Below are 23385 nucleotides of genomic sequence, written 5' to 3'. Positions count from 1 at the left end.
AATGACCGCATGCTCCCGCAGACATCTGCCCCGAATTTTTCCGACCGCGACAGCGCCACCCCACCGCCACCCTCGCGCCGCGACTGGCTCGCATGGGCCGGCACCGCAGCCCTGGCCCCCCTGCTGCCGGCCTGCGGGGGCACCGGCAACCCCGGCCCCGCGATGTCGGCCACCATGGCCTGGGGCCGCAACGAAATACGCCAGGCCATGCTGCGCAGCGATGCGCGGGCCGCCTCCGTCGCGCTGCTGCACGGCGACCGCCTCGTCTGGCAAGAGGCGTTCGGGGTGCTGGACGACACGTCCGCCACCCCGGCAACGCCCGACACGCGCTTCAATGTCGGCTCCGTCAGCAAGGTGCTCGCGGCGCTGGCCGTCATGGTGCTGGTGGACCGCCAACTCGTGCAGCTCGACGCCCCCGTGGTGCGCTATCTGCCCCGGTTCACGATGCTGTCGGAAGACTACCGCGACATCACCGTCCGCCACCTGCTGAGCCATGCCTCCGGGCTGCCGGGCACCCACGCGCACAACATGTTTTCCTTTGCGCCGCTGTCAGGCTATGCGGCGGGGCTGGAGGCGGCGCTGGCCAGCGTCCACCTCAAACATGCGCCCGGGGCGCTGGCGACCTACTGCAACGACGGCTTCACGCTGGTCGAGCGCATCGTGCTCGCGGTCACAGGGCAAAGCTACCCGGCATTCGTGCAATCGGTCCTCTTCAACCCGCTGGCGATGGCCCGCTCGGGCTACACGCTGCTGCCCCTGCCCGAAGGCAGCTTCGCCCATGGGTACATCCACAAGGTGCGCCAGGGCCAGGAGTTCGTGATGGGCTACGCCACCGGCGGGCTGTGCACCACGCCGGGCGACATGATGAAGCTCGCCGCGATGCTCCTGCAGGGCGGTGAATACGACGGCCGGCGCATCGTCTCGAAAGCCGCCGTGCTGGAAATGGGCCGCGACCAGGGCCAGGGCACGCACCTTCACCTCACGCCCGACTGGCACGCCGGCCTGGGGTGGGACAGCACGCGGCATCAGGGCCTGGGCGCCGCGGGCGTCCTCGCATGGCAAAAGAGCGGCAGCACGATGTTCTACGCCAGCGACTTCCACGTGCTGCCGCAGGCGGGCCTGGCCCTGCTGCTCACGGGCAGCGCCTCCAGCTTCAAGCCCGGGCCCATCGCCGAAGGCATTCTGCTGCGCGCGCTGCAGGAAACCGGCCAGCTCCCTGCGCTGCCGCCCAAGGTGTCCACCGCCGCCCCCGCGCTGGCCACCTCGTCGTCCAGCGCGGTCGATGCGGTGCTCGGCATCTATGGCCGTTCCTCGAAACCCCTGAAAGTCCTCTCGCCCGACAGCCAGCAGATCGACTTGTGGATCTGGTCCGCGCCGGCGAAGGACTGGGCACCGCTGTGCACGGGGCTTCGCCCGCGCAGCGACGGGTGGTGGTGGTCGGATGCCCAGCCCCGCACCCACTACCGCTGGGAGATGGCCGACGGCCGCCGCTACCTGCTTTCGCGCGAGCCCGCCACGGCGGGACACTACTGGGTCACCATGCCCGTGGGCCAGCAGATGCCGCGCGCCGCCGCCGCGCTCCCTGCGCAGTGGATATCGCGGCTGGACAGCACCTGGCTGCTCGCGAACGAAGCGTCCGAATCCATTCCGCTGGCCCTGGGTGTGGGGGCGGCCGCCCTGCGCGAGCTGCCCGAGCTTCCCGGCTACCTCTTCTGGGACGACAGCCAGTTCCTGCTGCCCCTGTCGCCGGACCGCGCCGGCATGGCGGTGCAGGTGCCGCTCAACGACGGCCGCGATCTGGTGGAGCTGGTCGTGGAAACCCGCGACAAGGAGGAATGGATGCACGCCGCCGGCTGGGCCTACCGCCGGCAGGGCTGAGCGCCGGCCCGCCCGCCCCGCAACCACCGCAGCACACAGTCGCAGGGCACGGGCCGCCCGGTACTGTTCCTTTCACACGACAAATGCAGCCGTTCGCGGCCCCCTGCGCTTGCCAAGCCCCCGGGGCCTCGCCACAATTCGCGCTTCTTTCTTTCAGGCATGTGCCCGCCGCCACGGCAGCCCCTGAAAACACTGGAGGTCACCGCTATGTTTGTTCCCTTGTCCGCTCCCGCCTGACCACCGTCCACCGCCCCGGCTGGACTGTGTGCGCACGCACTGTCCAGCCTTGGCCCCCGGCGCCCCCACGCGCTCCGCAAGCCCTGGCTCCATTGCCGGGGTTTTTTGTTTGTGGAGTGCACATGAGTGCCAAAAAATTGTCCCGGGCCTATGCCCAGGGTGAGATCAAGAAGCTGCGCCGCATGAAGCAGCCCCTGGTCGTAGTTCTCGAGTCCTCGGGCCCGCCCCGAAATCCCGTGGCCACCGCACTGGCCCGGCGCAGCCTGTCGAGCGCGGCAGGCAAGCACATCCGAGCCCGCGGGGCCCAGCGCCGCGCGGACAACGTCGCCCTGCGCAAGGCGATCCAGACATCCCGCTTCACCGAAAGCGACTGATGCGACACAACGATTGAAAACCATGGACCTTTCCACCCTTTCCGAAGACACGCCGCACAAGCGGCCCGCTTCGCCCATCGCGCAGCGGGAGCTGCTGGCCCAGCGCCAGCAGGCGCTGGCGCTGGCCGCAGCGCAGCTCAAGGCCGAGCTGTTTGGCATCGACGACGTGATCGACCGCGTGGTCGACGCCATCCGCGCCTGGTACGTGCTGCCCCAGCTCATCACCCGGCCCGTGATCGTGTGCCTGTGGGGCCTGACCGGCACGGGCAAGACGCAGCTCACGCGGCGCCTGGCGCAGCTGCTGGGCTTCTACGACCGCTTCGTGGAGGTGCAGATGGACGGCTTCAGCCACGGCGCGAGCTACCGCAGCTCGTCCATCTCGGGCATGCTCGCGGACTCCGGCATCCACGAGGGCGCGCCGGGCATGCTGGTGCTGGACGAGTTCCAGCGCTTTCGCACGGTGGACACCAAAGGCGCCGACGTGAAGGTGGAGCGCTACCAGGACGTGTGGACGCTGCTGTCCGACGGGCGCCTGCCGCCCGCGCTGAGCGCCCTCACCAACATCGAACGCAAGCTGGCCGACGCGCATTACGAAGCCGAACGCGCCGACGACAACGAGGACGAGCGCGCCGGCAAGAAGCCCTACCGCTTCCAGCTCGACGCCTGGGATGCCCAGGAGCTCAAGCGCATGCTCAAGCTCTCGGAGCCCCTGGCCGAGATCATGCAGTGGCCGCCCGCGCAGGTGCAGGCGCTGTTCACGCGGTTCCAGCAGTCGCTGTCGTCCTGGGAGACCGACTACAGCAAGCTGCTGGTGTTCGTCTGCGGCAACCTCGACGAGATGTACCACGAGACCGCGCAGCGCGTGGAAGACTGCGACACCGACGCCGACATCTTCCACCGCCTCACGCGCAAGCTCTCGCTCATCGACGTGAAGAAGGCCCTGAGCGAACGCTTCAAGCCCGAGCAGATCGCCCGGCTGGGCAACGAGCACGTGATCTACCCCTCGTTCAACAAGGCCACCTACGAGCAGCTCATCCGCAACCTGTGCGCGCGGTACTGCGACGACATCGCCGCACAGTGCGGCGTGCGCTTTGCCATCGGGCAGGACGTGCTGGACGAGCTGTATGCCAACGCGGTGTTTCCGGCGCAGGGCACGCGGCCGCTGTTCTCGTCGGTGCACGCGATCCTGAGCGCCAACCTGGTCAACGCCGCGCTGTGGGCGCTGGAGCAGCAGCTGCCCCTGGCACAGGACGTCGCCATCACGCTGGCGGCCGACAAGCGCCACCTGGTGGTGCGCGGCCTCGGCGGCCAGGGCGAGGCGCGGCAGGCGCAGTTTGCGGTGGCGCTGGAGCTCAACCGCCTCAAGCAGCGCGCCAATGCCGACTTCCGCGCCCTGCTGGCGGTGCACGAAGCCGGCCACGGACTGGTGTACTGCCTGCTGTTCGGCCAGGCCCCGCAGGAGGTGAAGATCAACATCGCCTCGTTCGAGGGCGGCTACAACAGCTTCGCGGGCCTGAAGGTCACCACGCGGCAGAACGCGCTCGACATGATGTGCGTGGGCCTGGCGGGCCGGGTGGCCGAGGAGCTGGTGTTTGGCGAAATGGCCTGCACGACCGGCGCCGAGCAGGACTACAAGCAGGTCACGGCCGAAGCGGCGCGGTTCATCCGCCACCACGGCTTTGGCACGCGCCTGTCCCGCACCGACGTGACGGTGGAGCTGGACAACCACCTCAACACCGACGTGGAACCCAGCAATGCGGCCATCGAGCAACTGCTGCAGTCCCAGTACCAGCGCGCCAGCGCCCTGCTGCGCCAGCACCGGGAGGCCCTCACCCGCCTGGTGGAGGCCCTGCTGGACCACGGCATGATCGCCCAGCCCGAGATGCAGACGCTGATGGCCCGAAGTGGCGTCGCCATTGCGGTGGCAGCCCACACAGGGCCCGACGAAGCCCTGATCCTGGAGCCCTTCGCGGCCCGGCTGGCCGCGTTTCGGCAACAAACCGGGAGCCAACCCGCACCTGCCCCGGACAGCGAAAGCCCTGCATGCTTATGATGCGCGACTTGGCGGCCGCACGCGGCCGCCCGCCGTTGCCGGTTTTCCCCTCGCTCCAAGGCCACCCCACCGCCCTCCACCGCCCATGTCCGCCGTTTTCAACTTCACCTTCGTCCCCTGGTTCCGCTCGGTGGCGCCCTACATCCACAAGTTCCGCAACCAGACCTTCGTGATCGGGCTCACGGGCGAAGGCATCGCGGCGGGCAAGCTGCACAACATCGCGCAGGATCTGGCGCTGATCCAGGCCATGGGCGTGCGCATCGTGCTGGTGCACGGGTTTCGCCCGCAGGTGAACGAGCAGCTCGCGGCCAAGGGCCATGCGGCGAAATACTCGCACGGCATCCGCATCACGGATTCGGTGGCGCTCGACTGCGCGCAGGAAGCCGCGGGCCAGCTGCGCTACGAGATCGAGGCCGCGTTCAGCCAGGGCCTGCCCAACACGCCCATGGCGGGCGCCACGGTGCGGGTGATCTCGGGCAACTTCCTCACGGCGCGGCCCGTGGGCATCGTGGACGGCGTGGACTTCCAGCACTCGGGCCTGGTGCGCAAGGTGGACGTGGCCGGCATCCAGCGCACGCTGGACATGGGCGCGCTGGTGCTGCTCTCGCCGTTCGGCTTCTCGCCCACGGGCGAGGCCTTCAACCTGAGCATGGAAGAAGTGGCCACCAGCGTGGCCATCGAGCTGCGCGCCGACAAGCTGATCTTCCTGACCGAGGTGCCGGGCATCCGCATGCTGCCCGGCGAACCCGAGAGCGAGGACAACCCCATCGACACCGAGCTGCCCCTGGCCGCCGCGCAGGCCCTGCTGGCCACGCTGCCCACCGCGCAGACGCCCACCGACACGGGCTTCTATCTGCAGCACTGCGTGAAGGCCTGCAAGGCCGGGGTGGAGCGCAGCCACATCCTGCCATTCGCGGTGGATGGCTCGCTGCTGCTGGAGGTGTACGTGCACGACGGCATCGGCACCATGGTGATCGACGAGAAGCTCGAAGAGCTGCGCGAAGCCACCATCGACGACGTGGGCGGCATCCTGCAGCTGATCGAGCCGTTCGAGAAGGACGGTACCCTCGTCAAGCGCGACCGCACCGAGATCGAGCGCGACATCGCCAGCTACACCATCATCGAGCACGACGGCGTGATCTTCGGCTGCGCGGCGCTCTACCCCTACCCCGAGGCCAAGACGGCCGAGATGGCCGCGGTGACCGTGTCCCCGCAAAGCCAGGGCACGGGCGACGGCGAGAAGCTGCTCAAGCGCATCGAGCAGCGCGCGCGCCTGCAGGGGCTGGACAGCATCTTCGTGCTGACCACCCGCACCATGCACTGGTTCATCAAGCGCGGCTTCCAGCCCGTGGACCCGGACTGGCTGCCCGACGCGCGCAAGCGCAAGTACAACTGGGACCGCCGCAGCCAGGTGCTGGTCAAGAGGCTCTGAGTGTTTCGCGCGCCGCCGCCACGGCGCGCGCCACCTGCGCAATGGCCGCGTCGCGCTGCTGCGGCGCGGCGGCGGACCGCGTGAGGTAGCAGGTCACCAGTACCGGCGCGCCGCCGCCCGGGGGCCACAACACGCCGATGTCGTTGGCCGTGCCGCTGTCGCCGGCCGTGCCCGTCTTGTCGCCCACCTTCCAGCCCGGCACGCCGGCGCGCAGGCGCTGGTCGCCGGTGCTCGTCTCCACCAGCCAGCGCTGCAGCCAGGCGCGCGACGCCGGTGTGAGCACATCGCCCAGCACCAGTTTCTGCAGGGTCTGCAGCATGGCCAGCGGCGTGGTGGTGTCGCGCGGGTCACCCACCTTGGCTTCGTTCAGCGTGGGCTCGGTGCGGTCCAGGCGCGTGGTGGTGTCGCCCAGCGAGCGCACGAAGGCGGTGAACCCGGCCGGCCCGCCATGGCGCGCCAGCAGCACGTTGGCGGCGGTGTTGTCGCTCAGGCTCACGGTGGCGGCGCAGAGTTCGCCCACCGTGAGGCCCCCGCCGTCGCCCGCGCGCGGGCCGCTCGCGGGCGAATGCGCGATGACGGCCTCGCGGCCGTAGTGCAGGCGATGGTCCAGCCGCTCCTTGCCCTGGTCCACCAGCGCCAGCATCCAGCCCGCCAGCACCGCCTTGAAGGTGCTGGCCATGGCAAAACGCTCGTCCTGGCGCCAGCCCAGCGCCAGGCCCGAGCCGGTGTCCAGCATGGCCACGCCCAGGCGGCCCTGGGCGGCGCGTTCGATGCCGGCCAGCGTGTCATTCCACTGGCGGGCCGTGGTGCCGCGGTCCGCCGCGGTGCCGGCGGCGGCGCAGCCCCAGATAGGCAGGGCGGTGGCAGCCATCAAACCCAAGGAAAACTGTCGTCTTTGCATAAGAGATGGAGGGTGAGTTGAAGCAAGGACCGAACGATACGGTGATACAGCCCCCAGCACCATCGACAATAATTGCCGCCAGCCCCCAGAAAAACTTATGCATCTTCCGCTCAATGCCCTGCGCGCGTTCGAAGCCTCGGCGCGCCACCTGAACCTCACGCGGGCGGCCGAGGAACTGCACGTCACCCAGACCGCCGTGAGCCAGCACATCCGCAAGCTCGAAGACCGCCTGGGCAAGCCGCTGTTCCGCCGCCTGCCGCGCGGCCTGGCGCTGACGGACGAAGGGCAGGCGCTGCTGCCGGTGGTGGTGGAATCGTTCGCCAGCCTGGAACGTGCGCTGGAAAAGCTGGGCGACACCCGCCCGCGCGAGGTGCTGACCGTGGGCGCCGTGGGCACCTTTGCCGTGGGCTGGCTGCTGCCCCGGCTGCGCGACTTCCAGCAGGCCTGCCCCTTTGTAGACCTGCGCCTGCTCACGCACAACAACCGGGTGGACATGGCGGGCGAAGGGCTGGACTGCGCGATCCGCTTTGGCGACGGCGCCTGGCATGGCACGCATGCCGAACGCATCATGGACGCGCCCATGTCCGTGATGTGTTCGCCCGCGCTGGCCCACGGCCTGCGCACGGCGGCCGACCTGGCACGGCAGTCGCTGCTGCGCAGTTACCGCACCGATGAATGGGCGGCGTGGTTCGAGGCCGCGGGCGCCCCCTGCCCCGTGGTGCGCGGCGCGGTGTTCGACTCGTCCCTCACCCTGGCGGAAGCAGCGGCACAGGGCGCGGGCATGGCGCTGCTGCCGGTGCGCATGTTCACGCGCGAACTGCAGCAGGGCCGCCTGGTGCGGCCCTTTGTCCAAGAACTGCACCGGGGCGCCTACTGGCTCACGCGGCTGCAGTCGCGCCCGGCCACGGACGCCCTGCTGGCGTTCAGCGACTGGCTCCGGGCCCAGGCCCGCATGGCGGCGGAAGAAATATGAAGGGAATTGGCTTCCAGCGCTTGTTCATAAAGCGCTAGCAGCTATCACAACAATAGCAGATGTATCCCGTCAGGCAACACGCCTGCGGGGCCCCACGGCCACCATCAGCGCCGCCGCCAGCACCAGCGCGCCGCTCAGGATGTACAGGCTCAGGCTGAAGCTCCCCGTGGCCGACTTGATGGCACCCACCATCACCGGCGCCACCACGCCCGCCGTGCCGCCCAGCGTGGTGATGAGCGCAATGCCCATCGCCGCGGCGTCCTTGGCCAGCAGGCTGGCGGGCACCGCCCACAGCACCGCGAAGGCGCTGGACACCCCCATGGCCGACAGCGACAGGCAGGCCACGGCCGCCCAGGGGCTGTGCATGAACAGGGTCGTCAGCGACAGCCCCACGGCCCCGAGCACCGCGCCCACGGCAAAGTGCCAGCGCCGCTCCTGGGTGCGATCCGAATGCCGCGCCACCACCAGCGTGGCAGCGATGCCCAGCGCCGCCGGGACCACCGAGTAGAACCCGATCTGCAGCACCGACAGCCCCATGGACTGCAGCAGGGTGGGCTGCCAGAACGACATGGCGTAGATGCCCAGGATCACCAGGAACGAGATGAACCCCAGCAGCCACACCCGCGGGTTGCGCAATGCGCTGCCAAAGGACTGCGGCGCGCCGCCACCGATGGCTTGCTCCTGCGCCAGATCGCGCCGCACCTGGGCTTTTTCTTGCGGTGTGAGCCAGGCAGCCTCCTCGGGGCGGTTGTCGAGCCAGCGATAGGCCAGCACGCCCAGCAACACGCACGGCAAGCCCTCCACCACGAAGAGCCACTGCCAGCCGCGCAGGGACAGGGCGCCATCCAGGTACGTCATGGTCAGTCCCGCCAGCGGGCCCGCCGCGATGGGTGCCGCCCCGTAGGCCATGAAGAACAGCGCCGTGGCCCGCGCACGCTGCTGCGCCGGGAACCACAGCGTGAGGTAGAACAGCACGCCGGGCGCAAAGCCTGCCTCGAAAACCCCCACCAGGAACCGCAGCACATAGAACTGCGTGGGCGTGGTGACGAACAAGGTGGCCGCCGATGCCAGACCCCACAGCGCCATGATGCGCAGCAGCGTGGCCCGCATGCCCACGCGCGCCAGCATCACATTGCTGGGGATCTCGAACAGTGCGTAGCCGATGAAGAACACCCCGGCCCCGAGGCCGAAGACCGCATCGCCGAAGCCCAGGTCGGCCTTCATCTGCAGCTGCGCGTAGCCGATGTTGGTGCGGTCCAGGTAGTTGAAGATGTAGCAGACGAACAGCAGCGGTATGAGCCGCCAGCTGATCTTGCGGTAGAGCGCGTGGGTGCTGGTGTCCTCGGTGGCAGCGGATGCCGCCGCAGCCGCGCCATAGGTGGCCGTGTTCATGGGTTGTCTCCTGGGTTTGTTCTTGTCGCGTGGTGCACCGGCGGTGCGCAGGCGTCACACGCGCTGCAGCTGTCCCGACTCGGTCGTGCCCCAGAGGTGGCCCGTGGGCGCGCCCGGGAACAGCCAGTGCGGCGAACATTCGCTCGACGGCACCACGTTGCTGAAGCCGTGCGACGCCGAGGTGCCCGCGATGGTCTTCTCCAGCACCATCGAGAGGTACTGGTCGTTGCTGTTTTCCTGCGTGTTGCCGTTCAGGACCACCTCGGCCCCGGTCGCCTTGGCGAAGCGGCGGATGGCGTTGTGGCGCGAGACCTCGGGCGCCCAGCTGTCGGCCGAGACGCCGTTTTCGCTGCTCACGCGCAGGCCGTCCGGCACGCGGTACACCAGCGAATGGTTGCCCTCGGTATGCCCCGGCGTGTGCACCAGCGCCACGCCCCGGCCCAGCTGCACGCTGCCGTCGAATGGCACGATGCGGTCGCCGGCCACGCCGCGCAGGCCATCGGGGCAGTACCAGTCGGCCTGGGTGGGCAAGAGGCCCGCCACGCTCGCCAGCTCCTGCCGATGCACCAGCAGGCGCGCGTTGGGCAGCAGGCCGGGCCCGCCGTCCGTGCCCAGCCAGCGCCGCAGGTTCTGCGTGTGCAGGTGGTCGTAGGTGATGTAGTCGATCCGCTCGGGCGCCACGCCCACGCTGGCCAGGGCATCCAGCACGGTGCCGTGGATGGGCGCGATGGTGCCGTGCAGGAAGGCCGGTGTCTGCTCGCTCAGGCGGCGGAAGTACGGCGTGTCGCGCCCCGTCTCGTGGTCTGCCGGCGTGAACAGCAGGTGGCGCAGCTGCCCCCCGAAGTCCTCGAACTGGATGAGCACCGTGCGCGCCAGCAGATGCACCATGTGCGGCTTGAGCAGCTGCTGCGAATACACGCCGCTGAACGCATACCAGGCCGGATAGGGAATGCGCAGCAGGTCGAAGCTGCGGGCGTAGCGCACGGCCGGCTCGTCGAGGAACCACTCGCGGAACTGCGCGCCGCTGCGGCGCAGCGCACGCAGGCGGTCCTGTGGCGACGCCGCGCTGCGGGCGCCGTCGAAGTCCGTGACCGCCGCCAGGGCGGAAGGGGCGTTGTCTCTTTTCATGGAGTTCTCCTGGAGAAATGGGCAGATCAGTAGAGCGAACGCCCGCCCGAGATGTCGAACACCGCGCCGGTGCTGAACGAGCAGTCGGCCGAGGCCAGCCAGGCCGCCATCGCGGCCACTTCATCGGGCAACACGAAGCGGCCCATGGGCACGCGCGCGAGCAGGCTCTGGCGCAGCGCGGCCTGGTGCTCGGCCGGTACGGCGTCGAACACCGCCGTGTCGGCCGCCGAGGGCGTGATGGCATTGACCAGGATGCCCGGCCCCGCCAGCTCCTTGCCCAGCGACTTGGTGAGTGCGATGAGCCCGGCCTTGGACGCGGAGTACGCCGCGTTCAGGCCGTTGCCCTCCTTGCCCGCCACCGAGGCGATGTTGACGATGCGCCGCCCCAGGCCGGGCGGCTGCTCACCTGCCAGGCCCCGCAGCATGCGCGGCACCACGGCCCGGCAGCACAGAAAGGCGCCCGTGAGATTCACCTCCATCACCTGGCGCCACTGCGCCGGGGTGTGTTCCCACAACGGGGCCAGCGGCCCCAGCACCCCGGCGTTGTTCACCAGCACGGTGATGGGCCCGAGCGCCGCCTCGCTGGCCTGCGCGGCCGACTCGACATCGGCCTCCTGGGCCACATCCACCCGGGCCGTGTGGATGCGGCCGGCGGCATCCAGCGCGGCACTGGCGGCCTGGAGCGCACGGGCGTCGCGGTCCCACAGGGACACACGGGCGCCATCGGCCAGGAAGCGCCGGGCAATGGCCAGGCCGATGCCCTGGGCACCCCCCGTGATGACGGCATGGTGCCCCGCCAGCCCGGCGCTCATGCGGCCGCCGCGGCGGCGGGTTCGGCCTGGCGCGGGGCGGCCGCGGGCGCGCTGGTGGGCCCGGCCGCCAGCAGCGAACCCACAATGGCCGGCAGCTGCGCAGGCGGCACGCCGGCCAGCAACTGGCGCAGCATGGTCATCGAGTCGAAGTACACGCGCTCGCAGACCAGGCGCTCGCCCTCGAAGATGAAGAGCGCGATCATGCGGCAGCGGAAGCTGTTGCCCGTGGGCGGCAGGTTGCCCAGCGGCCCCTGGTGGGTGCCCAGCAGCCAGAACTCCACGATCACCGCGTCGTCGGTGTGGCGCAGCTGGATGATCTCGTGCCGCTGGTCCGGGAAGGCCTTGCGCGAAGCCAGGTAGTAGGCACGCACCGCATCGTTGCCGTCGTGCACCTCACCGGTGGGAATCAGTTCGTAGTGCGGGTGCGGAAAGGTGTCCAGCACCGCGTCGAAGTCCTGGCGGGTCTCGTCGGCAAAATGGTCCAGCACGGTTTTCTCGCGCAGGGCCTGCAGGGCGGTGCGTGGGGTGGCGGGGATGCTGGAGGTGGAGGGGGTGGAGGTCATCGCGGATCGTCTTTCAGATAGAGGGTTCGGGTCAGGGCGCTGCGCTTGTTTTCTTGCGCCCTGCGCTGCTCAGCCACCGACTATCCGCAGCCGGCGTTGTGCAGACTGTCCGTTGTTGGCAATTGCGGCCCCGGACAAACCCGCACAGGCCTTCCACCCGGGCGCCGCATGCGGTACACCGTGCCACCCGCCCCGCCCGCCTCCTTCCTGCTCGCGCTCCACCCGTACGCACGCGCCCTACCGCCCGCCATCGCCCCATGCCCCCCCTGCGCACGCCCCCGCCCCGCTCCCCCACCGTGTCCCCCGACACACCCCATGCGCTGACCGCGCCCGACGCCGCCGACCGCCTGCGCCTGCCGGACGATGTGCAGCAGCAACTGCTGCGGGTGGCGCACCACAAGCAGCTGCAGCGCGGCGATTCGCTGTTCCTCAAGGGCTCGGCGCCCGATGCGCTGTTCGGCGTGGTCAGCGGCTCGCTGCGCGTGAGCGTGGTGGCCCCGGGCGGGCGCGAGGCCGTGATCGCCGTGCTGGAGCCCGGCCACTGGTTCGGCGAGGTCTCCCTTTTCGTGGGCCGTGAGCGCGTGTACGACACCTGCGCGGCCGATACCACCGAGATCGCGGTGGTCTATGCCGACGACTTCCACCACCTGGTGAACACGCAGCCTCAGGTGCACATGGCGTTGACCAGGCTGGTGTGCATGCGGCTGCGCCAGGCGCTGGCGTGGATCGACGACGCCATCCTGCAGCCGCTGCCCGTGCGGCTGGCGCACCGGCTGCTGACGCTGGACGCGCGGCCCGAGGCTTCAGCCGGGGTGACCACGCTGGCGGTGTCGCAGGAAGACCTGGCCTTCATGCTGGGGGTGTCACGGCAGAGCGTGAACCGGCAGTTGAAGCTGTGGGAAGACGAGGGAATCCTGCGGGTGGGGTACCGGGTGGTGGAGGTGATGGATCGGGGGAGGCTGGAGGGGTGTGTGCGGGATGGGGGGTGATTTGATCCATATGGGCCGCCAGCGCCCATTCAGCATGCGCTGGTAGCTATTAAAAAATAGCTACCAGCGCAGCTAAACAAACCCCAGCGCTGCAATATCCACCCCGTCCACCTGCCCCGCATCTAGAAACTCCTGCCCATACCGCAGATACACCCCCTCGCGCACGAACACCTCGAACAGGTCTGGGTCGATGTGCCCGTTGTCCCGCATCCGGCACATGATGGCCAGCGCCTCTGACAAAGTCATCCCGCTCTTGTACGGCCGGTCCGCCGCCGTCAGGGCCTCGAAGATGTCGGCGATGCCCATCATGCGGGCCTGCAGCGACATCTGCTCGCGCGTGAGGCCGCGCGGGTAGCCCTTGCCGTCCATGCGCTCGTGGTGGCCGCCCGCGTACTCGGGCACGTTCTTGAGGTGGCGCGGCCAGGGCAGCGTCTCCAGCATCTTGATGGTGGCGACGATGTGGTAGTTGATGGTGTCGCGCTCGGCCTGGGTCAGCGTGCCCGCGCGGATGGTGAGGTTCTCCACCTCCTCGGCCGTCAAGAAGCTCGTCTGCACGCCCTGCGGGTTGCGCCAGTGGCGCATGGCGGCGATGTCGCGCACGCGCTGCTGGTCCTCGGGCCGCATGGCCTCGGTGCCGGTGTTGCAGCGGCGCAGGAAGTCGCGGTCTTCTTCCAGCGCCTGGATCTCGTGCTGCAGGGCCTGCAGCTCCTGGCCCTCGGCCCGCGCATCTACCACGGGGCGCAGCGCCAGCTGGCGGCGCAGCGCGGCCAGTTCCGCATCGCGCTTGAGCACCTCGAAGCGCGTGTCTACCAGGCCGATGCGGTCGTAGATCGTCTGCAGCTTGGTGGCCTTGTCCACCACGTGCACGGGCGTGGTGATCTTGCCGCAGTCGTGCAGCAGGCCGGCCATCTTGAGCTCGTAGCGGTCGCGCTCGCTCATGCGAAAGCTCGCCAGCGGCCCCTGCCGTGTGGCGTTGACCGCATCGGCCAGCATCAGCGTGAGGGCCGGCACGCGCTGGCAGTGGCCGCCGGTGTAGGGCGATTTTTCGTCGATGGCCAGGTTGATGAGGTTCACGAACGACTCGAACAGGCGTTCGAGCTGCGAGATGAGCAGCCGGTTCGTGAGCGCGATCGCGGCCTGCGAGGCCAGCGACTCGGCCAGGCCCTGGTCGGCCTCGGAAAAGGTCGTGACCGCGCCCGTCTCCTGGTCGCGGGGGTTGATGAGCTGCAGCACGCCGATGAGCTCATGGTCGTGGTTCTTCATCGGCACGGTGAGGAACGACTGCGAGTGATAGCCCGTGCGCGCATCGAAGGCGCGCGTGCCCGAGAAGTCGAAGCCCTGGGCACTGTAGGCATCGGCGATGTTCACGGTGCGGTCGTGGATGGCGGCGTGCGCCGCCACGAGCGAATCATTGGGCGAGCCATCGGCGTTGCGCAGCGGCAGGTGCGGAAAATCGATGGGCTTGCCCGTGGTGCCGCCCAGGCGGATGCCCAGCGAATCCGTGCGCAGGATCTCGAACTTGAGCGCCGACTGGTCCTCGGTCACGCTGTAGAGCGTGCCGCCATCGGCGCCGGTGATGGCCTTGGCCGCCTCCAGGATGTTCTCCAGCAGCCGGTCGATGTCCCGCTCGCGCGAGAGCGCGGCGCCGATGCCGTTGAGCTGCTCCAGCCGGCGAAACAGGTTGACTGTGGATTCCTTGCCCATAAAACCACCTTGGGTGCAGCGTTGGCGACCGCTCATCGTAACGAAAAGTGACGGCTATCATCGACCTTCTGTTTCCCGCTTTCCCATTTCTTGTGCACTCGGTCACACCCCGCTTTCTCACCGTCGCCCTCTACCAGTTTGTCGATCTGCCCGACTGCGCCGCGCTGCGCGCGCCGCTGCAGGCCCTGTGCGACGAGCGTGGCGTGCGCGGCATGCTGCTGCTGGCGCCCGAGGGCATCAACGGCACCATCGCGGGCGAGCCAGCCGATGTGCTGGCCGTGCTGGCCTGGCTGCGCAGCGATCCGCGCTTTGCAGCACTGCAGCACAAGGAGGCGCACGCGCAGCGCATGCCGTTCTACCGCATGCGCGTGCGGCTCAAGCGCGAGATCGTCACCCTGGGCGTACCGGGCCTGAACCCGGCCCGCAACGCGGGCACGTACGTGAAACCCGAGGACTGGAACGCGCTCATCGACGACCCCGGCGTGGTGGTGGTGGACACACGCAACGACTACGAGGTGGGCATCGGCACGTTCGAGCGCGCCGTCAACCCGCACACCAGGAGCTTTGCGGAGTTTCCGGCCTGGGTGGCCGCGCAATCGGGGCCCGGCGGCGTGCTGGCGGGCAAACCCCGCGTGGCCATGTTCTGCACGGGCGGCATCCGCTGCGAAAAATCCACCGCGTTCCTCAAATCCCAGGGGTTCGAGGAGGTCTTCCACCTCGAAGGCGGCATCCTCAAGTACCTGGAGACCGTGCCCGAGGAAACCAGCCGCTGGCACGGCGACTGTTTTGTGTTCGACGAGCGCGTGTCGGTGGGCCACGGCCTGGTGCCCGGGCACCACCAGCTGTGCCGCTCGTGCCGCATGCCCCTGGGCGAGGCGGAGCTGCAGTCGCCGCACTACGTGGCGGGCGTGAGCTGCCCCTATTGCCACGGCACCCGCACGGCCGAGCAGGAACGCGCCCTGGCCGAGCGCGAGCGGCAGATGCAGCTGGCCGCCCGGCGCGGCCAGGAACACATCGGCGCGCGCCAGCCCGGCACGCCAGTGCGCGTGCACGGCGGAGCCCCGGAAGGCGCCCCCCAAAAGGACGACACCGCGTGAGCACCGCCACCGCCCTGCCCGTTCTGTATTCGTTCCGCCGCTGTCCCTATGCGATGCGCGCCCGGCTGGCCCTGGCCGTGAGCGGCCAGGCCTGCGAACTGCGCGAGGTGGTGCTCAAGAACAAGCCCCGGGGCCTGCTGCAGGCCTCGCCCAAGGGCACCGTGCCGGTGCTCGTCCTGCCCGATGGCCGCGTGCTGGAGCAGAGCCTGGACATCATGCTGTGGGCGCTGCAGCAGCACGACCCCGAAGGCTGGCTCGCGCCCGCCGGGGGCACGGTGCCAGAGATGCTGGCGCTGATTGCCGAATGCGACGGCCCCTTCAAGCAGGCCCTGGACCGCTGCAAGTACCCCAGCCGCCACCCGGGTGCGGACATCGGGGCCGAACGCGCGGCGGCCACCGCCTGGCTGGGCACGCTGGATGCGCGCCTGTCTGCCCAGCCCCACCTGTTCGGCGCCCATGCAGCGCTGGCCGACATGGCGATCGCCCCGTTCGTGCGCCAGTTCGCGGGCATCGACGTGGGCTGGTGGGCGGCCCAGCCCTGGCCGCATTTACAGGCCTGGCTGGCTGATTGGCAGTCATCACCACTGCTGGCCAGCGTGATGCCGAAGCTGCCGGCGTGGATGGATGGCACGGAGGGTGTGGCGTTTCCGTTTGCCGAAGCAGATTTCGCCTGAGCCCGGGCGGGCCCACGCGGTCTAGCCACAAAAAAGGCGCCCCGAGGGGCGCCTTTGCCTTGAAACGAAGCCTGGAAAACTCAGGCCATGGACAGCCCGCCGCCACGGCGGCCACCGCGCATGCCGCGCACCAGCAGCGCCAGCAGTACCACCGCGAAACCCACGAAGCAGACAAACGACCAGTTGGCGATCGAGCCCCCCAGGAAGGTCCAGTCCACCGCCGCGCAGTCGCCCGAGCCCCGGAAGATCATGGGAATGGCGCGGCTGATGGGGTAGTTCTCGATCATTCCGTAGAAGTCGCGGCCGCAGGTGGCGACCTCGGGCGGGTACCACTGCAGCCAGCTCTGGCGGGCCGCCACGAAGGCGCCAAAGCCCGAGGCCACCAGGGCCAGCACGCCCCAGCCCATCCACCAGCCTTTAGCGTCCCTGGCGCTTGCCAGACCTGCGAAGATTGCTACACCAATGAGAGCATAACGCTGCACGATGCACATGGGGCAAGGCTCCAGGCCCACCACATGCTGCAGGTACATGCCGAAGGCGAGCATCGCCACACACGCCACGCTGATCAGCGCCAGCACACGGCGCGGGGCCGCAGTCAACCAGTTCATTTCTTATCCCTCATCAATAGCCGTTGCAAACGGTGCCGCCGGCGAAACGGGCGTGCCCCGCACCAGTGCACCCGTGGATCTGGCCCCGCCAGTCCACCGGGTACGTCCGCCCAGGGGGAAGACGCGCAGCGGCTCGGGGGAATCAGATCCCGGCGGCGTGGTCCAGAAAAACACGGGCGCGGCGCGGCGTCACCACCAGCGTTTCGCCCTCCTTGAACCCCATATCCTTGAACTGCTGCGCAGGTATCTGCGCTTCGATCAAGTGTTCCGGGGACGCATTGTCCGCTGGTTTGTGATCCTGGGATGGAATAAGTTCCAGGCGCGCGATCGGGCCCACCACGATGGCACGGCTCAGCTGCGCCACGATGCCGCGCGGGCGGCCCTGGGCGTCGAGCCCGGCGCCCGGGGAGTAGCGCTCCACATCCAGGTCGTGGGGGCGCACATAGGCAAAAGCCTTGGCGTTCTGCGCGCCCTGGTGCTCGGGCGAGTCGATCTGCATGCCCTCCAGGTGCACCAGGCCCTCGTGCGCCCGGCCGTGGAACAGGTTCACGTCGCCCAGGAAGCCGTAGACGAACGGGCTCGCGGGCTGGTCCCACACCTGCTGGGGCGAGCCGCTTTGCTCGATGCGGCCCTGGTTGATCACGACCACCCGGTCGGCCACCTCCAGTGCCTCTTCCTGGTCGTGCGTGACGAAGATGCTGGTCACGTGCAGCTCGTCGTGCAGGCGGCGCAGCCAGCGGCGCAGTTCCTTGCGCACCTTGGCGTCCAGCGCGCCGAAGGGCTCGTCCAGCAGCAGCACCTTGGGCTCCACCGCCAGGGCGCGGGCCAGCGCGATGCGCTGGCGCTGGCCGCCCGAGAGCTGCGAGGGGTAGCGGTCGGCCAGCCAGTCGAGCTGCACGAGCTTGAGCAGGTCGGTCACCTTCTGCTTGATCTGCGCCTCGCTCGGGCGCTCGCCACGGGGCTTCACGCGCAGGCCGAAGGCCACGTTCTCGAACACGGTCATGTGGCGGAACAGCGCGTAGTGCTGGAACACGAAGCCCACGTTGCGCTCGCGCACGTGCACGTCGGTGGTGTCCTCGCCGCTGAAGTGGATGGTGCCCACATCGGCCGTCTCCAGGCCGGCGATGATGCGCAAGAGCGTGGTCTTGCCGCAGCCCGAGGGGCCGAGCAGCGCGATGAGTTCGCCCGATGCGATGTCCAGGCTCACGTCGCGCAGCGCCTGGAAGTCGCCGAACTGCTTGCTGACGTTACGGATTTCAATGCTCATGGTCTTCTTCCTTCAGCGGGCGGCTGGCGCGGGTGCGGGCCGCTCGGGGGGCAAATCGGCGGCGGCTTTCAAGGCCTGCTCGTTGCGGTGTTCGGCAATGGTCTTGATGACCAGCGTGACCAGGGCCAGCAAGGCCAGCAGCGATGCAGCGGCGAACGCGGCCACGGACTGGTACTCGTTGTAGAGAATTTCGACGTGCAGCGGAATGGTGTTGGTCTGCCCACGGATGTGGCCGGACACGACGGACACCGCGCCGAACTCGCCCATGGCCCGCGCATTGCACAGGATCACGCCGTACAGCAGGCCCCACTTGATGTTGGGCAGCGTCACGTACCAGAAGGTCTGCCAGCCGGTGGCGCCCAGCACGATGGCGGCCTGCTCTTCGTCGTTGCCCTGCGCCTGCATCAGCGGGATCAGCTCACGCGCGATGAACGGGAAGGTCACAAAGACCGTTGCCAGCACGATGCCCGGCACGGCGAAGATGATCTTGATGTCATGCGCCTGCAGCCAGGGGCCGAACCAGCCCTGCGCGCCGAACATCAGCACGTAGATCAGGCCCGCCACCACGGGAGAGACGGAAAACGGCAGGTCCACCAGCGTGGTCAGGAACGCCTTGCCCCTGAACTCGTACTTGGCGATGCACCAGGCGGCCGCGACGCCGAACACGAGGTTCAGCGGCACGGCAATGACAGCGGTGATCAGCGTGAGCTTGATGGCCGCCCAGGCATCGGGCTCGCGCAGGCCTTCGAGGTAGGCCCCGAAGCCCTTGCGCAACGCCTCGGCGAACACGGCGGCCAGCGGCAGCACCAGGAACAGCAGCATGAAGGCCAGCGCGATGGTGATCAGCGTGTAGCGGACCCAGGGCGCTTCAGTCGTGCCCGCCTGTGCGCGGCGGATAGTCCGGGAGTTGTTGCCGCTCATGCTGGAGCCCCCGCGTGGCGTCGCTGCCATGCCTGTAGTGCGTTGATGATGAGCAGCAGGATGAACGAGATGACCAGCATGACCACGGCCACGGCGGTGGCGCCGGCGTAGTCGTACTGCTCGAGCTTGCCGATGATGATCAGCGGCGTGATTTCAGACACCATGGGCATGTTGCCGGCAATGAAGATCACCGAGCCGTACTCCCCCACCGCCCGCGCGAACGCCATGGCAAAGCCGGTGAGCAGCGCGGGAGTGATGGAAGGCAGGATGACCTTGGTGAAGGTCTGCAGACGCGTGGCGCCCAGGCAGGTGGCGGCTTCTTCCAGCTCTTTTTCGGCGTCTTCCAGCACGGGCTGCACGGTGCGCACCACGAACGGCAGGCCGATGAAGATGAGCGCGATCACGATGCCCGCGGGCTTGAACGCCAGCTGAATGCCCAGGGGTTCCAGGATGCTGCCGACCCAGCCGTTGCCGGCCAGCAAGGCGGTCAACGAGATGCCGGCCACCGCCGTGGGCAGGGCGAACGGCAGGTCCACCAGTGCATCGACGATCTTCTTGCCCGGAAACTTGTAGCGCACCAGCACCCAGGCGATCAGCAGGCCGAACACCAGGTTGACCAGCGCCGCGAGGAACGAGGCCCCGAAGGTCAACCGGTACGAGGCCATCACGCGCGGCGCGCTGATGGCCGCCCAGAACTGCTCCCAGGTCAGCGTGAAGGTCTTGAAGATCAGTGCCGACAGCGGGATCAGCACGATGATGCTCAGATAGAAAAGCGTGTAGCCCAGGGTCAGCCCAAAGCCGGGCAATACCCTCCTAGCGCTTCTTGGTGCGCTTTTTTTACCGTTCATATGTTGTTATCCATTGCGCATCGTCGGTAGGAACCGGCGCGACCCAAGCCAGCAGACGCCGCGCAAGGGCCGCCCCGCGGCGCTGGCGTCGTCCCCCTTCCCGGCGATAGCCCAGAGAAGGGGGAAGCCGCACAGCGGCTCAGGGGGTTGTCCACTACTACTTGGCGCCGGGCGTGTAGAGCTTGTCGAACTGGCCGCCGTCGTTGAAGTGCACCTTCTGCGCTTCGGTCAGCGAACCGAAGTACTTGGCCACCGTGAACTGCTTGAGCGGCTTGAAGGTATCAGCGTACTTCTTGAGCACGGCCTCCGAACGTGGGCGGATCGCGTGTTTGGCGGCGATTTCCTGGGCTTCCTCGGAGTACAGGTAGTCCAGGTACGCCTTGGCCAGCTGGGCGGTGCCCTTCTTGGCCACGGTGCGCTCCACCACTGCCACGGGGTTCTCGGCCACCACGCTCACCGACGGGTAGATCGCATCGACCTTGCCGGCGCCGAATTCGCGGTCGATGGAGACCACTTCGGATTCGAAGGTGATCAGCACGTCGCCCTGGTTGCGCTGCAGGAAGGTGGCGGTGGCATCGCGGCCACCCTTGGCCAGGATGGGCACGTTCTTGTAGAGCTTGCCCACGAATTCGGCGGCCTGCGCCTCGGTGCCACCCTTTTCGCGCACGGCGCCCCAGGCGGCCAGGTAGGCATAGCGGCCGTTGCCGCCGGTCTTGGGGTTCACCACGATCACCTGCACACCGGGCTTGATCAGGTCTTCCCAGTCCTTGATGCCCTTGGGGTTGCCGTTGCGCACCAGGAACAGCATGGTCGAGGTGGTGGGCGATGCGTCGTGCGGGAATTTCTTGGCCCAGTCCTTGGCGACCACGCCGCTGTCGGCGAGGAACTGCACGTCGGTCGTCGTATTCATGGTCACCACGTCGGCCGCCAGGCCGTCGTTCACGGCGCGCGCCTGGGCGCTGGAGCCGGCGTGCGACTGGTCGATCTTCACGTCCTGGCCGGTGGTCTTCTTGTAGTGGGCAGCGAAGGCGGCGTTGTAGTCCTTGTAGAACTCTCGGGCCACGTCGTACGACACGTTGAGCAGCGAATTCTGTGCAGCGGCCATGCCGCTGGCAGCCAGGGCCACGGTGGCCAGAAGGGTCTTGAGTTTCAAAGAGGTCATGGTGCCTTCGCCCGAAAAGTACTGGAGATGCTCCATTGTGCGGAGCCGTGCTTAAAACTCAAAAGAATATATTCTTGTTAAATAATCAGCTATTGGAATATAGATTTTCAATGGCGGGCCGGCCGGTGATTGCCAGCGGGCCTGGCAAGCGCCCTGGCGACGGATTTCAAGAAAAAATGGCCCGCAGCGCTTGATGATCAAGCGCAGGAAGCTATTAAAAATATAGCAATCAGAATGCCGCCGACGTGGCGTGTGGATGGGCGGCGGATGGCGGCAGGGCGCCGTGTTCGCCCTCCAGCGACTGCAGCAGCGCCCAGCCCAGGGGCCACTCTCCATGGCCGGACTCGATGTTGATGTGCCCGGCGTTCTGCATGCGCACGAACTCGCTGCCCCAGGCACGGGCATAGGCGCCCGCCAGGCGAATGGGGCAATACGGATCGTTGCTGCTGGCCACCACGATGCTGCGGTACGGCAGCGCGGCATAGGGCACCGGCGCGAAGTCGCTCAGCACGGCCCGGCGCTCGGGGTCGGCCGGGGCCACCAGCAGCGCGCCGCACACACGGGCAGCCGCTTCGGGGCCGATGTGGGCCGTGGCGATGCAGCCCAGGCTGTGCGCCACGATCACCACCGGGCCGGGCGCCGCGAGCACGGTCTTTTCAAGCTGGCCCACCCAGGCAGACCGCGTGGGCGTGATCCAGTCGTCTTGCACCACGCGGCGGGCGTGCGGGATGCGCTCGGCCCACAGGCTTTGCCAGTGGCCGGGACCGGAGTCGCGCCAGCCGGGAACGATGATGATGGAGGTGGAGGTGCTCACGGAAATCAGAGGGCCCGCCACAGCCTCGCGCCGCGGCCCTGCCCTGTTGTGTCTTGCTTCTTCTGCTTACTTGTTGGGCTGGGGCGTGATGCGCAGGTAGGGGCGCACCGCCTTGAAGCCCTTGGGAAAGCGCAGCGCGATCTCGGCCGGGTCCTGCAGGCTGGGCACGATGATCACGTCGTCGCCGTCCCTCCAGTTGGCGGGAGTGGCCACCTTGTGGCTGTCCGTCAATTGCAGCGAGTCGATGACGCGCAGGATCTCGTCGAAATTGCGCCCCGTGCTGGCGGGGTAGGTGAAGGTGGTGCGGATGACCTTCTTGGGATCGATGATGAACACGCTGCGCACCGTGACCGTGGTCGATGCGTTGGGGTGGATCATGTCGTAGAGGTCGGCCACCTTCTTGTCCGCATCGGCCAGGATGGGGAAGTTGACGGTGGTGTTCTGCGTGTCGTTGATGTCGCCCACCCAGCGGTTGTGCGAATCGACAGGGTCCACGCTCACGGCGATGGGCTTGACGTTGCGCTTTGCAAATTCGCCGCCCAGGGCAGCCGTTTTGCCCAGTTCGGTGGTGCAGACGGGCGTGAAATCGGCGGGGTGCGAGAACAGCACGACCCACGAATCACCGGCCCATTCGTGGAAACGGATGGTGCCGGCGGTGGATTCCTGGGTGAAGTCGGGGGCGGTGTCGCCGAGTCGCAAGGTGGCCATGTGGAACGCTCCTTCAATGTCTGAGGGGGCATTCTGCGATCCGGCCTTTAAAACCCAAACGAATATATTGCTCTTACTTAATCGCCAAAACGTCTATAAACGGAGCAATCCGTCACCCTTCCAATAGGCGTTTCAGCCGATCCGGGTAGTTGTTGAGGAAATCGTGCGTCACCACGTAGTGCTCGGTCTCCTCGAAAGCGACTTCGGTCAAACCGCCACCGTCGAACTGGATGATCTTGGCGTTCGGGTAAGACAGCAGGATGGGCGAGTGCGTAGCGATGATGAACTGCGACTTGTCCTCTACCAACTGGTGGATGGCCGACAGCGCAGCGAGTTGCCGATTGGGGGACAGCGCGGATTCGGGTTCGTCCAGTAGGTACAGCCCCTTGCCCTGGAATTTGTGCGTGAGCAGGGCCATGAACGCTTCGCCATGCGAGCGGGCATGGAGCGATTTGCCGCCATAGGAGTCCAGATAGCCCACCTCGTCCATGTAGGTGGCCACGTTGAAGAAGCTCTCGGCCCGCAGAAAGTAGCCATCGCGCGGTGAGCGGTAGCTGCGCGCCAGCCGCAGCACCTCATGCAGGGACGATTCCGAACCGGCCGTGGCTAACTGGAAATTGCGGGTGCCACCCTCGGGGCTGTAGCCCAGGGCCAGGGCGATGCCCTCCAGCAGCGTCGATTTTCCAGAGCCGTTTTCGCCCACGAAGAACGTCACGTCCGGGTGAAACTCCAGCCTGCCCAACTCGCGGATGGCGGGGATGCTGTACGGGTAGGTGTCGTAGTCGATCTCCGCATCTGGGCGGATGCAGGCGCTCTGGAGGTAGGGTTTGGCAGACAGCATGTCGCCATG

At 68.0% G+C, this 23385-nt stretch carries 22 protein-coding genes; 8 read left to right on the top strand and 14 right to left on the bottom strand.

Annotation, left to right across the window (positions count from 1 at the left end; all coding sequences use genetic code 11):
- The first annotated feature begins 9 nt into the window (after window positions 1-9).
- The 4 genes from KW843_RS08580 (at window position 10) to argA (ending at window position 5974) form a co-directional block, all read left to right on the top strand.
- Window positions 10-1878 carry a serine hydrolase gene (locus KW843_RS08580; protein WP_218294717.1) on the top strand — a complete coding sequence of 623 codons (1869 nt, stop codon included), beginning with the start codon at window positions 10-12 and terminating at the stop codon, window positions 1876-1878.
- 359 nt (window positions 1879-2237) lie between these two features.
- Window positions 2238-2489: a hypothetical protein gene (locus KW843_RS08575; RefSeq protein ID WP_218294716.1), complete on the top strand. Its 252-nt coding sequence runs from the start codon at window positions 2238-2240 to the stop codon at window positions 2487-2489.
- Window positions 2490-2511: 22 nt separating this feature from the next.
- Window positions 2512-4542: an AAA family ATPase gene (locus tag KW843_RS08570; protein ID WP_255594644.1), complete on the top strand. Its 2031-nt coding sequence runs from the start codon at window positions 2512-2514 to the stop codon at window positions 4540-4542.
- Window positions 4543-4627: 85 nt separating this feature from the next.
- On the top strand, window positions 4628-5974 hold the full coding sequence (gene argA / locus KW843_RS08565; RefSeq protein ID WP_218294715.1) for an amino-acid N-acetyltransferase: 1347 nt from the start codon (window positions 4628-4630) through the stop codon (window positions 5972-5974).
- Here the strand turns inward: argA and bla are convergent.
- Window positions 5961-6875, bottom strand: a complete 915-nt coding sequence (bla, locus tag KW843_RS08560) for a class A beta-lactamase (RefSeq protein ID WP_370628465.1) — start codon at window positions 6873-6875, stop codon at window positions 5961-5963. The two genes, argA and bla, sit on opposite strands and share 14 nt — an antisense overlap.
- 97 nt (window positions 6876-6972) lie before the next feature.
- Between bla and KW843_RS08555 the strand changes: the two genes are divergently transcribed.
- Window positions 6973-7848, top strand: a complete 876-nt coding sequence (locus tag KW843_RS08555; protein ID WP_218294713.1) for a LysR family transcriptional regulator — start codon at window positions 6973-6975, stop codon at window positions 7846-7848.
- A 69-nt stretch (window positions 7849-7917) separates the two neighbouring features.
- On the opposite strand, the gene KW843_RS08550 is transcribed toward KW843_RS08555, so the two are convergent.
- Genes KW843_RS08550 through KW843_RS08535 form a run of 4 tightly spaced genes read right to left on the bottom strand, consistent with a single transcriptional unit; the run spans window position 7918 to window position 11743 of the window.
- Window positions 7918-9240, bottom strand: a complete 1323-nt coding sequence (locus KW843_RS08550) for an MFS transporter (protein ID WP_218294712.1) — start codon at window positions 9238-9240, stop codon at window positions 7918-7920.
- A gap of 54 nt (window positions 9241-9294) precedes the next feature.
- Window positions 9295-10368: a hypothetical protein gene (locus KW843_RS08545; protein ID WP_218294711.1), complete on the bottom strand. Its 1074-nt coding sequence runs from the start codon at window positions 10366-10368 to the stop codon at window positions 9295-9297.
- 26 nt (window positions 10369-10394) lie between these two features.
- The gene (locus tag KW843_RS08540) at window positions 10395-11180 is read right to left on the bottom strand and encodes an SDR family NAD(P)-dependent oxidoreductase (protein WP_218294710.1); all 786 of its coding nucleotides are present in this window, start codon (window positions 11178-11180) and stop codon (window positions 10395-10397) included.
- The gene (locus KW843_RS08535; protein ID WP_218294709.1) at window positions 11177-11743 is read right to left on the bottom strand and encodes an ester cyclase; all 567 of its coding nucleotides are present in this window, start codon (window positions 11741-11743) and stop codon (window positions 11177-11179) included. The genes KW843_RS08540 and KW843_RS08535 overlap by 4 nt, the downstream gene beginning before the upstream one ends.
- A 257-nt stretch (window positions 11744-12000) precedes the next feature.
- Between KW843_RS08535 and KW843_RS08530 the strand changes: the two genes are divergently transcribed.
- On the top strand, window positions 12001-12732 hold the full coding sequence (locus KW843_RS08530) for a Crp/Fnr family transcriptional regulator (protein ID WP_218294708.1): 732 nt from the start codon (window positions 12001-12003) through the stop codon (window positions 12730-12732).
- A 72-nt stretch (window positions 12733-12804) separates the two neighbouring features.
- Here the strand turns inward: KW843_RS08530 and KW843_RS08525 are convergent, their stop codons facing one another.
- A complete protein-coding gene (locus KW843_RS08525; RefSeq protein WP_218294707.1) occupies window positions 12805-14436 on the bottom strand; it encodes an HD family phosphohydrolase in 1632 nt (543 codons plus the stop codon).
- Between the two features lie 92 nt (window positions 14437-14528).
- Between KW843_RS08525 and KW843_RS08520 the strand changes: the two genes are divergently transcribed.
- Window positions 14529-15533, top strand: coding sequence for a rhodanese-related sulfurtransferase (locus KW843_RS08520; RefSeq protein WP_218294706.1), 1005 nt, complete (start codon window positions 14529-14531; stop codon window positions 15531-15533).
- 53 nt (window positions 15534-15586) lie between these two features.
- A complete protein-coding gene (locus KW843_RS08515) occupies window positions 15587-16207 on the top strand; it encodes a glutathione S-transferase (RefSeq protein WP_218295298.1) in 621 nt (206 codons plus the stop codon).
- A gap of 80 nt (window positions 16208-16287) precedes the next feature.
- Here KW843_RS08515 and KW843_RS08510 read toward each other — a convergent pair whose 3' ends face one another.
- The 8 genes from KW843_RS08510 to KW843_RS08475 form a co-directional block, all read right to left on the bottom strand.
- Complete coding sequence (locus tag KW843_RS08510) at window positions 16288-16815, bottom strand: disulfide bond formation protein B (protein ID WP_218294705.1); 528 nt, start codon at window positions 16813-16815, stop codon at window positions 16288-16290.
- A gap of 142 nt (window positions 16816-16957) precedes the next feature.
- Complete coding sequence (locus KW843_RS08505) at window positions 16958-18082, bottom strand: sulfate/molybdate ABC transporter ATP-binding protein (protein ID WP_218294704.1); 1125 nt, start codon at window positions 18080-18082, stop codon at window positions 16958-16960.
- Between the two features lie 12 nt (window positions 18083-18094).
- A complete protein-coding gene (gene cysW / locus KW843_RS08500) occupies window positions 18095-19003 on the bottom strand; it encodes a sulfate ABC transporter permease subunit CysW (RefSeq protein WP_218295297.1) in 909 nt (302 codons plus the stop codon).
- A complete protein-coding gene (gene cysT, locus KW843_RS08495; protein ID WP_218294703.1) occupies window positions 19000-19851 on the bottom strand; it encodes a sulfate ABC transporter permease subunit CysT in 852 nt (283 codons plus the stop codon). The genes cysW and cysT overlap by 4 nt, the downstream gene beginning before the upstream one ends.
- Window positions 19852-20008: 157 nt before the next feature.
- Window positions 20009-21013, bottom strand: coding sequence for a sulfate ABC transporter substrate-binding protein (locus KW843_RS08490; RefSeq protein ID WP_218294702.1), 1005 nt, complete (start codon window positions 21011-21013; stop codon window positions 20009-20011).
- A gap of 229 nt (window positions 21014-21242) precedes the next feature.
- On the bottom strand, window positions 21243-21827 hold the full coding sequence (locus tag KW843_RS08485; RefSeq protein WP_218294701.1) for an alpha/beta hydrolase: 585 nt from the start codon (window positions 21825-21827) through the stop codon (window positions 21243-21245).
- Window positions 21828-21893: 66 nt separating this feature from the next.
- Window positions 21894-22535, bottom strand: a complete 642-nt coding sequence (locus KW843_RS08480; RefSeq protein ID WP_218294700.1) for a peroxiredoxin — start codon at window positions 22533-22535, stop codon at window positions 21894-21896.
- A 112-nt stretch (window positions 22536-22647) separates the two neighbouring features.
- A complete protein-coding gene (locus KW843_RS08475) occupies window positions 22648-23376 on the bottom strand; it encodes an AAA family ATPase (RefSeq protein WP_218294699.1) in 729 nt (242 codons plus the stop codon).
- Between the last annotated feature and the right edge of the window lie 9 nt (window positions 23377-23385).

The sequence above is a fragment of the Acidovorax sp. sif1233 genome, from assembly GCF_019218755.1.
In the GTDB taxonomy this organism is placed as follows: domain Bacteria; phylum Pseudomonadota; class Gammaproteobacteria; order Burkholderiales; family Burkholderiaceae_C; genus Acidovorax.
The sequence above is the reverse complement of the archived record's forward strand: the minus strand, read 5'-3'. Positions and strand labels throughout refer to the sequence as shown.

Coding starts and splice junctions, on each gene's coding strand:
- KW843_RS08580 (WP_218294717.1), top strand. CDS start 10: ATGCTCCCGCAGACATCTGCCCCGAATTTTTCCGACCGCGACAGCGCC.
- KW843_RS08575 (WP_218294716.1), top strand. CDS start 2,238: ATGAGTGCCAAAAAATTGTCCCGGGCCTATGCCCAGGGTGAGATCAAG.
- KW843_RS08570 (WP_255594644.1), top strand. CDS start 2,512: ATGGACCTTTCCACCCTTTCCGAAGACACGCCGCACAAGCGGCCCGCT.
- argA (WP_218294715.1), top strand. CDS start 4,628: ATGTCCGCCGTTTTCAACTTCACCTTCGTCCCCTGGTTCCGCTCGGTG.
- bla (WP_370628465.1), bottom strand. CDS start 6,875: ATGCAAAGACGACAGTTTTCCTTGGGTTTGATGGCTGCCACCGCCCTG.
- KW843_RS08555 (WP_218294713.1), top strand. CDS start 6,973: ATGCATCTTCCGCTCAATGCCCTGCGCGCGTTCGAAGCCTCGGCGCGC.
- KW843_RS08550 (WP_218294712.1), bottom strand. CDS start 9,240: ATGAACACGGCCACCTATGGCGCGGCTGCGGCGGCATCCGCTGCCACC.
- KW843_RS08545 (WP_218294711.1), bottom strand. CDS start 10,368: ATGAAAAGAGACAACGCCCCTTCCGCCCTGGCGGCGGTCACGGACTTC.
- KW843_RS08540 (WP_218294710.1), bottom strand. CDS start 11,180: ATGAGCGCCGGGCTGGCGGGGCACCATGCCGTCATCACGGGGGGTGCC.
- KW843_RS08535 (WP_218294709.1), bottom strand. CDS start 11,743: ATGACCTCCACCCCCTCCACCTCCAGCATCCCCGCCACCCCACGCACC.
- KW843_RS08530 (WP_218294708.1), top strand. CDS start 12,001: ATGCCCCCCCTGCGCACGCCCCCGCCCCGCTCCCCCACCGTGTCCCCC.
- KW843_RS08525 (WP_218294707.1), bottom strand. CDS start 14,436: ATGGGCAAGGAATCCACAGTCAACCTGTTTCGCCGGCTGGAGCAGCTC.
- KW843_RS08515 (WP_218295298.1), top strand. CDS start 15,587: ATGCGCGCCCGGCTGGCCCTGGCCGTGAGCGGCCAGGCCTGCGAACTG.
- KW843_RS08510 (WP_218294705.1), bottom strand. CDS start 16,815: ATGAACTGGTTGACTGCGGCCCCGCGCCGTGTGCTGGCGCTGATCAGC.
- KW843_RS08505 (WP_218294704.1), bottom strand. CDS start 18,082: ATGAGCATTGAAATCCGTAACGTCAGCAAGCAGTTCGGCGACTTCCAG.
- cysW (WP_218295297.1), bottom strand. CDS start 19,003: ATGAGCGGCAACAACTCCCGGACTATCCGCCGCGCACAGGCGGGCACG.
- cysT (WP_218294703.1), bottom strand. CDS start 19,851: ATGAACGGTAAAAAAAGCGCACCAAGAAGCGCTAGGAGGGTATTGCCC.
- KW843_RS08490 (WP_218294702.1), bottom strand. CDS start 21,013: ATGACCTCTTTGAAACTCAAGACCCTTCTGGCCACCGTGGCCCTGGCT.
- KW843_RS08480 (WP_218294700.1), bottom strand. CDS start 22,535: ATGGCCACCTTGCGACTCGGCGACACCGCCCCCGACTTCACCCAGGAA.
- KW843_RS08475 (WP_218294699.1), bottom strand. CDS start 23,376: ATGCTGTCTGCCAAACCCTACCTCCAGAGCGCCTGCATCCGCCCAGAT.